This is a genomic window from Pseudoalteromonas sp. TB25, from assembly GCF_000497995.1.
GTDB lineage: Bacteria > Pseudomonadota > Gammaproteobacteria > Enterobacterales > Alteromonadaceae > Pseudoalteromonas > Pseudoalteromonas distincta.
The window spans coordinates 1-9,854 of sequence record NZ_AUTI01000313.1 but is presented as its reverse complement, the minus strand read 5'-3'; the positions used below and the strand labels follow the sequence as shown (position 1 = coordinate 9,854).

Sequence of the window (9,854 nt, the reverse complement as noted above, 5' to 3'; positions counted from 1 at the left end):
GGGCGGGTAGACTCTCCCCCAATGTCTAAAATTTGCGCACCATCCCCTAACAATTGCATTGCGCGCTTTAGCGCTATTTTGGGGTCTAAAAACTGCCCGCCGTCAGAAAATGAGTCTGGCGTTACATTCAATATTCCCATAATAACAGGCTTTTCAATATTGAGCGTACGTCCTCTGGGAAGCTTTAATATATTAGTCATTGCCAACCTTTATTCTTTTTCTAAATAGCTGATACAAAAAAGCCCCGAAATTCGGGGCTTTCACTAACTATTTTAACGATTATTCAGCTTTATCATCAAGGTTTGTTTCATCTTTTTTCGATGAATCATCCGCTTTTTGACTTTCATCAAGCACTGGCTCTTGAGGTTCTTGCTCTTTTACCGGCTTAGCTTCATGGCGGTCATGAGCATCGCGCGGCTCACGCACTGGTTGGCGCGCCATTAAATCATCAATTTGCTTAGCGTCGATTGTTTCGTATTTCATTAACGCGTCTTTCATTGAGTGAAGAATATCAATATTTTCTTTTAATATTTCTTCTGCTCTTTGGTAGTTACGATCTGAAAACAAGCGTACTTCAGCATCAATTATTTTAGCAGTATCATCCGACATACTAGATGCACGGCTTCCGCCACCACCCATATACATCTCGTTTTGATCTTCAGCGTAAAGCAATGGACCTAGCTTTTCACTTAAACCCCAATGTGTAACCATTTTACGTGCAATATCAGTTGCGCGCTCAATATCGTTACTTGCACCCGTTGTTACTTTGTCAGCACCATAAATAAGCGCTTCAGCAATACGGCCACCATAAAGGCTTGAAATCATTGATTCTAAAAGTTCTTTTGAATGACTAACACGGTCTTGTTCAGGCAAGTACATTGTTACACCTAGCGCACGGCCACGTGGAATAATAGATACTTTGTAAACTGGATCATGTTCAGGAACCATACGGCCCACAATTGCGTGGCCTGCTTCGTGATATGCTGTCATTTCTTTTTCTTGCTCGCTCATCACCATGGTTTTGCGCTCTGCGCCCATCATGATTTTATCTTTAGCAGCGTCAAATTCAGCCATACTTACAACACGTTTATTACCACGTGCAGCATAAAGTGCAGCTTCGTTTACTAAGTTCGCTAAATCAGCGCCAGAAAAACCAGGTGTTCCACGTGCTATAAGAGCCGCTTCTACGTTATCGCCTAATGGCACTTTACGCATGTGTACTTTAAGTATTTGCTCACGACCACGTATATCAGGTAAACCTACTTCTACTTGACGGTCAAAACGACCTGGACGAAGTAATGCAGGGTCTAGAACATCTGGTCGGTTAGTTGCCGCAATAACGATAATACCTTCGTTACCACCAAAACCATCCATTTCTACTAGCATTTGGTTGAGTGTTTGCTCACGTTCATCGTTACCGCCGCCCATACCTGCGCCACGTTTACGACCAACCGCATCAATCTCATCTATAAAGATAATACAAGGTGCCGCTTTTTTAGCTTGTTCAAACATATCACGTACACGTGACGCACCAACACCGACAAACATTTCAACAAAATCTGAACCAGAAATTGTAAAAAACGGTACTTTCGCTTCACCCGCAACAGCCTTTGCAAGTAACGTTTTACCAGTACCAGGAGGACCAACCATTAGTACGCCCTTAGGAATACTACCGCCAAGCTTTTGAAACTTAGAAGGGTCACGTAAAAAGTCTACCAATTCGGTAACATCTTCTTTCGCTTCATCACAACCAGCAACATCTGCAAACGTGGTTTTAATTTGATCTTCGCTCATTAAACGGGCTTTACTCTTACCAAATGACATAGCGCCTTTACCGCCACCGCCTTGCATTTGACGCATGAAGAATATCCATACACCTATAAGCAGTATCATCGGGAACCAAGAAATAAATATACTTGCTAAGAATGATTGTTCTTCAGGTTGTACACCCTTCACATTTACATCATTTTTAAGTAAATCATTTATTAAGTCTTCATCGTACATTGGCATCGTTGTTTGAAAACGCTCACCACTGCTCTTAGTACCAGTAATATTTCCTGTACCGCGGTCGATAATAACTTCTTGTAAAGAGCCACTGCGGACATCTTTAACAAATTGAGTGTAACTTGTTTGACGATCAACTTGCTCGCCACCATTAAAGCTCTGAAAGACTGACATCAGCACAACTGCAATCACCAGCCATAGTATTAAATTTTTCGCCATATCGCTCAAGGGGTTAACCTCTTGTATCCAATTAATTTAAATTCAACTAAACGCCAAGCAACTGTACTACAGTTTGTATCCAGTCGCTACTATATATACTTCCCGAGAACGGGCACGTGAGGCATCAGGTTTGCGTATTTTCACTGCTTTAAAACTATTACGTACATCTTGCAAGTATTGATCAAAGCCTTCACCTTGGAAAACCTTAACAATAAATGCGCCATTTTTCTTTAGTACTTGACTACACATATCCAGCGCAAGTTCTACCAAATACATACTACCCGCTTGATCTACTGAGTTATTACCACTCATATTTGGTGCCATGTCAGAGAGTACCACATCAACATTTTTACCATCAATACGTTTTAGCAACGCATTTAACACAGCTTCTTCACGAAAGTCACCTTGTAAAAAGTCAACACCCGCAAGTGAGTCCATAGGTAATATGTCACAGGCAATTACTTGACCTTTGTCACCTACTTTTTCTGCCAAATACTGTGACCAGCTTCCTGGAGCTGCTCCTAAATCAACAACGGTCATACCAGGGCGAAGTAACTTATCTCTATTTTGTACTTCATCTAATTTAAAAACCGCTCGTGAACGCCAGCCTTTTTTTTGCGCTTCTTGAACATATTTATCATCAAAATGTTCTTTCAGCCATCGCTGTGAACTGGCTGACTGTTTTTTATTTGTCATAAATTAACACGCAACTAATTAGTAATATTCTCTAGATGGCGTTAGAATACCCTTAATTCAAGCCATATTCAGCAAAATTTGTATAAACATGACATTATCAAACAAACAAAAGCAGTTTTTAAAAGGTCAGGCACATAGCCTCAAGCCTGTAGTTTTACTAGGTTCTAACGGTTTAACCGAAGGCGTAGTAGTCGAAATTCAAAGTGCATTAGAAATTCACGAATTAATCAAAGTTAAAGTTCCAACTGATGATCGTGAAACAAAAGCACTTATTTTTGAAGCAATCGTACGTGAAACTGGTGCGACTAAGCTACAAACGATAGGTCACACTATTGTGCTTTATCGTCAAAGTGTTGAGAAAAAAATACATTTACCACGTAACTAATTAATCCTATTTAAAGGATTTAGTACGTTTAAATTAAAAAACCAGCTTAATGCTGGTTTTTTGTTATATAACACTTTTTAATTTAAAAGCTCATTGTATGGTGCGTTACATCATAATCAGTGCCATTACTTCTGGGCTTATTATGCAATATAAAATACTGAGTAAATTGTGTCTCACTCATAGCTGGCACTTTTTCATTGGAGAGTAGTTCAGCCAGTTGCGGCGTCGTATTACTGTGCCCAATAACAACAACTACACCCTTTAGTTTGAGTAACTCATTTTTTAAATCACCTAGCTCACCTGCGTTATACACATTTAATTTGGTATTAAAATGTGCCTGCAAAGGTGCGGCTGTCTGCAACGTGCGTTTATAGTTGCTGCTAAAAAGATGTATATTTTGATGTTCTTTAAACAAAGTAACTAAATTATTTGCACGTGCCTTCCCCTCTTCTGAGAGCGCTGGGTTTTTCCCCGTTAACTTTTCGCTATGACGAAACAAATATACCTCGTCAGGTGCGGCAAATGCCAAACTACAATTAAATGACAAGGCTAAAAAAGTGATTGCTAATATTATTTTATTCATATTTTTTTACCTCGTTTGTATTCTAATAGCCTGTCGATAAATTCAGTTGTTAATTCATTTATTACGCCGGTTTCAGCATTAACGATTAAACTAAAACCAACATTTAAGTGGGGAAACACAACCACATCGCTTCTATATCCTTGCACCCAGCCACTATGATAGTAAAGCGTTTCATCAGCGTAATTATAAACCCGCCAACCTAGTCCGTAATAAGCCTCATTAAGGTGTTTTTTCCACACCCTGCGATGCATTTCTTTTTTTGTATGTGTATAAGGACGCGTTTGCTTTGCTAGAGTATCCAATGACAAAACATCTGGGTATTGCCCTAGCTGGGCTTTTAACCAAATGGCCATGTCATTTGCGCTTGCGTTTACACCCGCTGCAGGTCCCACTTTATAATAATTTTTTTTAAGCTTAGCGCTATACCAACGTTTTGTACCGCGCACGTGTGGTAATGCGTAATTTTCATCCTGAACCATAGATTCAAAACCTAAGCTGGCATCACTCATTTTTAAAGGCGCAAAAATAGTTTCCCGTAACCACTGCGCGTAACTTTTACCACTGCTTTGTAATATCACATTACCTATAAGGCTAAACATAACATTTTGATAACCGTAACATTCGCCTGGTTTGCAAATAGGTTTAACACTAAGTAATTTTTCAACAATACTGGGGTAATCCATACGAGACTCTATCAAATTATCGTACGCATTAGGCACTAACCCACTTGCATGACTTAGAAGGTGAAATACCTTTAAATCATCTTGATAAACAGTCCCTTTGAACTCAGTTATGTAATCGCTAACAGCTTTATCTAATTTAAGTAAACCCTCATTGGCTAATTTAGCTGATAACGAGCCTGCAAATGTTTTAGAAACAGACGCGAGCCTAAACCGGGTATGCTTATTTACTTTTTGTCCATTTCGGGTTTTAGTTACACCCATGGTGTGGATGTAGTCTGAGTTGTTTGTACTTACAATCGAAAGTGCAGCGCCTGGTATACCTTTATTTTTCAGTTTTTTTTGCGCATAACGGCCGTACTTTTTTACAAATGCATCCCAATCAGGATCTGCTTTTGCTGCAAAACTCACAGAGCTAAACAACAAACACAAAGCAGGTAGGCTATACAATAAAGATTTGAGATACTTCATTTTTATAAATTTTATCTTTTTAACTACATCTATGTAGATAATATCATGAAGTTTTGTTTGGACTAACGTACAATACGACGATTATTTGGTTTTTAGTGAGTGTTTAGTACTTATGCGTTTTTTAGTTGTGTCACTTTTTGTTATATTATCAACTGGTTGTACTCTTACAAAGCAGCCGGCCGAGCCACTGGCTATGCCATTAAAGCCAACATTAAAAAGTCAGACCTACCAGCTTGAGTACACCACAGAACACTCATCCCCAAAAGTTAAATCCGTTCAACTTCCTGCACATAAGGTAGTTAGAAACCAAACAGTAAAAATTATTACCGATAAGGCAAGTGTAACCGATAAACTTTTATCGCAAATTAGCCAAGCACTTAACGATAAACAGCTAAAAGTAACCACTAAAAATAACAGCGACTACACACTAACTATTCAGCAACTTGATTTAACTTTCACTGACGATGTTAAGTACGCAATAAAGCAACCTGAGAACCCTTTTACATTATATTCAGATATTGCTCAGCAATACCCAACTCAGGAATGTGCTGCAATATTTGCACAAGTAAGTATGCGCCTCACACACAAAGCATCGGGTGATGTTGTTTGGTTTGCTAAATCTTCTATTGATAGTGCAAGTTTTCATCGTGAGCCACTAGTTTATAGTTTCACCGAAGAGCAAAAAATAACTAATGAGCTTGAGGTTGTCGCTTTTGTCCATCAGCAAAATACTGATGAAGCCCGCATGGAAAGACTTGGAAAAGACATTCAAATTCCTCAGTACAAAACGTTGTCAAAGTTATCTAGCCTTGCCAAGCTTAGTGGTCCATGTAACAGAACAGAAGTAAGCGCATTAACGCCTATGATGCAGTTTTACTTAAGCAGTATATTAATCGATAAAATTAAAGTTCAGTAAATTAGGGTCTGTTGATCTTTACGAATTAAAATTTGTTCAAACTAGGGGCTATTTAATCGCGGCGCTAGGTTTGTAACCTAGTGGGCTCGATAACTGCTCCTGCGTTATTCTAATGGCTTACATCCATGTAAGAATAAGTAAAAACCGAGCAACAAAGCGTAAATAGCCCTTAGGAAAAACACTTTGGGCAGCGCCTGTTTGGCATTAATGCTACGTTATCGCCCATTTATGGGGAATAGCCACACTGCATAGGCTCTGCCTTGCCTAAATACCAAACAGGCTGCTGAAAATTTAACCTTGAAAGTTCAACAGACCTAACACTTACTACATTTTTTTACAGATTAAAGGAACGAATTAACAATATACTACGCTTAATAACAAATAATAATTAGGCCCCATAGGGATGAAAAACACTTTGCTTAACCATACTTTAGTTAGCATAACATTGCTTTTTTGCTTTATTTTTAGCACCACAAGTATGGCAAGTAATCGCTATTATGCAGACAATACGTTAGAACCAACCCAAGGCTTTGCGTGGGATTGGAGTGCAGGTGCAGGCTTTTATATTGAAGATTCTTACCTAATCGGTATCGAATCTTACGATAAAGGCGTTGAGCTTGATTTAAGTCTTGCTGTTTCTTACGATAAATTTTATCTTGATTTTGATCACAATCAACTCAGCGGTGGTCTTGTAATTGGTTACAGCCTTATAGATAAATTTGATTGGGGCTTAGATATACTTGGCACAAATACTCAAGCTGGGTTTGACGAAAAAGGCCTCGGGTTTTATAACCACGGTGTTATAAAAGAACTCCAAGGTATTAAAAAACGTAATTACGATTTTGATGTTGGTCTTAGGCTCTCGCGCCGATTTGAAAACTCACAATTCTCCTTTGAATACCTTCATGACATATCTGGTGCCCATAATGGCTGGGTTATAAATAGCTTTTTTAGCCACATTTTGCCATGGCGAAACTGGGAGTTTAGGTCTGGTGTTGGTTTAAGCGCCTACTCTGCTGACTTTACCAATTATTACTTTGGCATTGATAGCGATGAAGCCACCAGCCTTCGCCCGATTTATACCAGCAATGCCAGTACTAGTATTATCTTTGAGTTCCATGCTGAATATCCAATAAGCCAAGATTGGGTGTTTTTATCCGGTTGGCTTACTACATGGTTTTCAAAAGAAATTGACGACAGCCCAATTATTTCCCAAGGATATCAACATAAAGCCAAGGTAGGCCTACGTTATGTATTTTAGATGGATCTGGGTATTACTGATCTTTCCCAGTACCTTTACTGTTAAAGCGCAGGACCCCCCTGAAGCACTCATAGCACTACCCGACACTTGTGTTGCACTGCGCGAAGGGCGTAATTGCTATGCCGATGTCACACTTACGTGGGAGCAACCTATCATTGGCAATTACTGCCTACGCGATGCAACTTCAAAGTACATTATGCAATGTTGGCTAAAGCAACAAAGTGGTACTTTTAATTATGCTTTTGACTCACAGCAAAGCATTTCATTTGAACTATTTGATAGCAATACATCCAAAGTCATCAGTACAGCAGAAGTAAAACTACAATGGGTTTATCAAAACAGACAAAAAAAACGCCGCTGGCGACTATTTTAATACCAATCGCATTAGGGATATTTTATGGATAACTACGGCACTATTTTACTTGTTGAAGACGATGCATCACTAGCGCAATGGGTTGCTGAATATTTAACAGAGCAAGGCTATACAACGCATGTTTGTCATCGTGGTGACGAAGTTGTTAGCCAGGTCAAAACGTTAAACCCAAATATTGTGCTCCTTGATATTATGCTCCCGGGGCAAGATGGTATCAGCGTATGTAGAGAGCTTCGTAGCTTTTATAATTCGCCTATTATAATGCTCACCGCACGCGATGAAGAGATGGATGAAGTTATTGGTTTAGAAGTTGGCGCAAGCGACTACATAATGAAACCGGTGCGTCCGCGTGCATTACTAGCGCGAATAAAAGCAGCACTGCGTCAAAACAATGAGCCAAATAAGCCACAGGTTAGCCAAAGCGTTATTCAAGTTGGTGCACTTAGTATTAATACCGAATCTAGAAATGTGACCCTTAACGAGCAAGATATAAACATATCAAGCGCCGAATATCTATTATTACACTACCTTGCAAGCAATGCAGGTCAAGTTGTCTCACGCGATGCCGTATTTAAAGCGACGAAAGGTAGAGAGTACGACGGGCTTGATAGAAGTGTTGATGTACTTATTTCTGCACTTCGTAAAAAATTTAATGATGATCCACAAAACCCCGAAAAAATTAAAACTATTTGGGGCCGTGGATATTTACTTGTTTCTACCGCGTGGTAATAGAGCGATGAATAAATAAATGAAAAAGTTTTATATATCGCTTCTAGGCAGTGCACTTTTATCTATTGTGGTATTGGGCTGGCTTATTGATGCTTTTAGTCAACAAGCGCATACCCCACAAGATGAATTTAGTCAGCAAAGTAAAATGATCATGGGTTTTAATAAGCAGTTAGCTAACATACCTACATCTGAGCGCAGCGATTATGTAAAACAACTAGCCCGAGAGTTTGATGTTTTAATTGACTACAAGCCAAATGAGTCACTCGCTTTACCACCTTCTTTATTATTACAAATGCACACGCCAGGTGGGCTGATTTTAGAAGATCAGCAAGGCTTTTATATGCTTTATAGTAGCGACGTTTTAAATCCTTTTCACTTATCAATGCGCTTAGATAAAATTTTTGATAGCGAGCAGCATAACGACATTATATTAACTCTACTATTTTACGCAGGCCTATGTGTATTTATGGGGTTTATTATCGCGCCCTTAGCTAAACGGCTAACTGTCTTAAATGAAGCCGCTAAAAAGTTTGCCTCTGGTAATGTTCATGCCCGAATAAAGGTATCGCACTTTACCTATATAAAAGATGTAGAACTTACTTTTAACCGCATGGCTAGCCAAATAGAGAAACTTGTCGCCGAAAACAAACTAATGGCCTCAAGCTTGTCTCACGACATACGCACTCCTATCGCGTGCCTGCGATTTGGTTTAGATGCGGCATTAGATAGCCATGATGAGCAAAAAGTAAAACAGTATTTAACCCGTATGGAAAACGATTTAGATCATATGGAATCGATGCTTAGTAGCTATTTAGCATTTGCTACTTTAGAGCAAAACGCGAATAAACTAACCTATTCATCAACCAATATTAAATCCTACCTTGAAGATATTTTAGTTCAACTTGCACCAAAACTTGAAATGCAAATGCTCAACGTACAACTCAATAGTACAGATAAAATAATAAATGCAGATCTTCACTGGCTGGCCCGTGCAATTACTAACTTATTAACTAACGCATGTGATTTTGCAAACCAACATATTTACCTCAGTGCAAAGTTACACGAGCAACAGCTTATAATAACGGTAGAAGATGACGGCCCAGGTATCGCACAAGAGAACTTTAGTAATGTATTTAGCCCATTTTTTAGAGAGGAAGATCACCGTAACAGAGCCGATAAGAGTTATGGCCTTGGCCTAGCCATTGTTACCAAGGTAGCTGATTGGCATCATGGCAGCGTTAAAGTAAGTAAAAGCACCCAGTTAGGGGGGGCGTGCTTTACTCTCACTATTGCACAGCACCATAATCCGTAAAGCAATAGTTACAGACTGTAATTAACAATTATTAAACAAAATCAACTCGTTATTTTAAACGACTTAATAACAACAATTAAAATCGATGGTTATAACATACACTTTACTTATTAATTTGTGCTAGATCAGCAAATAAGCACTTTTTATTTTTTTACATTTCCAGTAGATTGTCACCGCCGTCACACAATAGAGAAGTACAATAATATGAGCGCAGTTAGAGGCGAG

At 39.0% G+C, this 9,854-nt stretch carries 11 protein-coding genes; 6 read left to right on the top strand and 5 right to left on the bottom strand.

The genetic code is table 11. The features are described from left to right. The 3 genes from L652_RS0111595 to rlmE form a co-directional block, all read right to left on the bottom strand. Window positions 1-200, bottom strand: a 200-nt coding sequence (locus L652_RS0111595; protein WP_029753320.1) for a dihydropteroate synthase, incomplete at its 3' end; no start/stop codon positions are given. A 79-nt stretch (window positions 201-279) separates the two neighbouring features. Next, on the bottom strand, window positions 280-2,223 hold the full coding sequence (gene ftsH / locus L652_RS0111590; protein WP_033013425.1) for an ATP-dependent zinc metalloprotease FtsH: 1,944 nt from the start codon (window positions 2,221-2,223) through the stop codon (window positions 280-282). Window positions 2,224-2,289: 66 nt separating this feature from the next. Continuing rightward, on the bottom strand, window positions 2,290-2,919 hold the full coding sequence (gene rlmE / locus L652_RS0111585) for a 23S rRNA (uridine(2552)-2'-O)-methyltransferase RlmE (RefSeq protein WP_002963155.1): 630 nt from the start codon (window positions 2,917-2,919) through the stop codon (window positions 2,290-2,292). A gap of 88 nt (window positions 2,920-3,007) precedes the next feature. Here rlmE and yhbY point away from each other — a divergent pair, with 88 nt between their 5' ends. Then, a complete protein-coding gene (yhbY, locus tag L652_RS0111580) occupies window positions 3,008-3,304 on the top strand; it encodes a ribosome assembly RNA-binding protein YhbY (protein WP_002963153.1) in 297 nt (98 codons plus the stop codon). An 82-nt stretch (window positions 3,305-3,386) separates the two neighbouring features. Here yhbY and L652_RS0111575 read toward each other — a convergent pair whose 3' ends face one another. Continuing rightward, a complete protein-coding gene (locus L652_RS0111575; RefSeq protein WP_002963152.1) occupies window positions 3,387-3,887 on the bottom strand; it encodes a histidine phosphatase family protein in 501 nt (166 codons plus the stop codon). Next, entirely contained in the window at window positions 3,884-5,038 is a 1,155-nt protein-coding gene (locus tag L652_RS0111570) for a serine hydrolase domain-containing protein (RefSeq protein ID WP_024597089.1), read from the bottom strand. Before L652_RS0111570 ends, L652_RS0111575 begins: the two co-directional genes overlap by 4 nt. Before the next feature lie 112 nt (window positions 5,039-5,150). Between L652_RS0111570 and L652_RS1000000125055 the strand changes: the two genes are divergently transcribed. From L652_RS1000000125055 to L652_RS0111545, 5 genes are all read left to right on the top strand, one after another. Further along, the gene (locus L652_RS1000000125055) at window positions 5,151-5,954 is read left to right on the top strand and encodes a hypothetical protein (protein WP_002963149.1); all 804 of its coding nucleotides are present in this window, start codon (window positions 5,151-5,153) and stop codon (window positions 5,952-5,954) included. 478 nt (window positions 5,955-6,432) lie between these two features. Next, the gene (locus L652_RS0111560; RefSeq protein WP_004335751.1) at window positions 6,433-7,215 is read left to right on the top strand and encodes a MipA/OmpV family protein; all 783 of its coding nucleotides are present in this window, start codon (window positions 6,433-6,435) and stop codon (window positions 7,213-7,215) included. Then, on the top strand, window positions 7,205-7,588 hold the full coding sequence (locus L652_RS0111555; RefSeq protein ID WP_024597091.1) for a DUF3019 domain-containing protein: 384 nt from the start codon (window positions 7,205-7,207) through the stop codon (window positions 7,586-7,588). Before L652_RS0111560 ends, L652_RS0111555 begins: the two co-directional genes overlap by 11 nt. Window positions 7,589-7,612: 24 nt before the next feature. Beyond that, a complete protein-coding gene (locus L652_RS0111550; RefSeq protein WP_024597092.1) occupies window positions 7,613-8,317 on the top strand; it encodes a response regulator transcription factor in 705 nt (234 codons plus the stop codon). A 19-nt stretch (window positions 8,318-8,336) separates the two neighbouring features. After that, a complete protein-coding gene (locus tag L652_RS0111545) occupies window positions 8,337-9,629 on the top strand; it encodes an ATP-binding protein (RefSeq protein ID WP_024597093.1) in 1,293 nt (430 codons plus the stop codon). Window positions 9,630-9,854 lie beyond the last annotated feature (225 nt).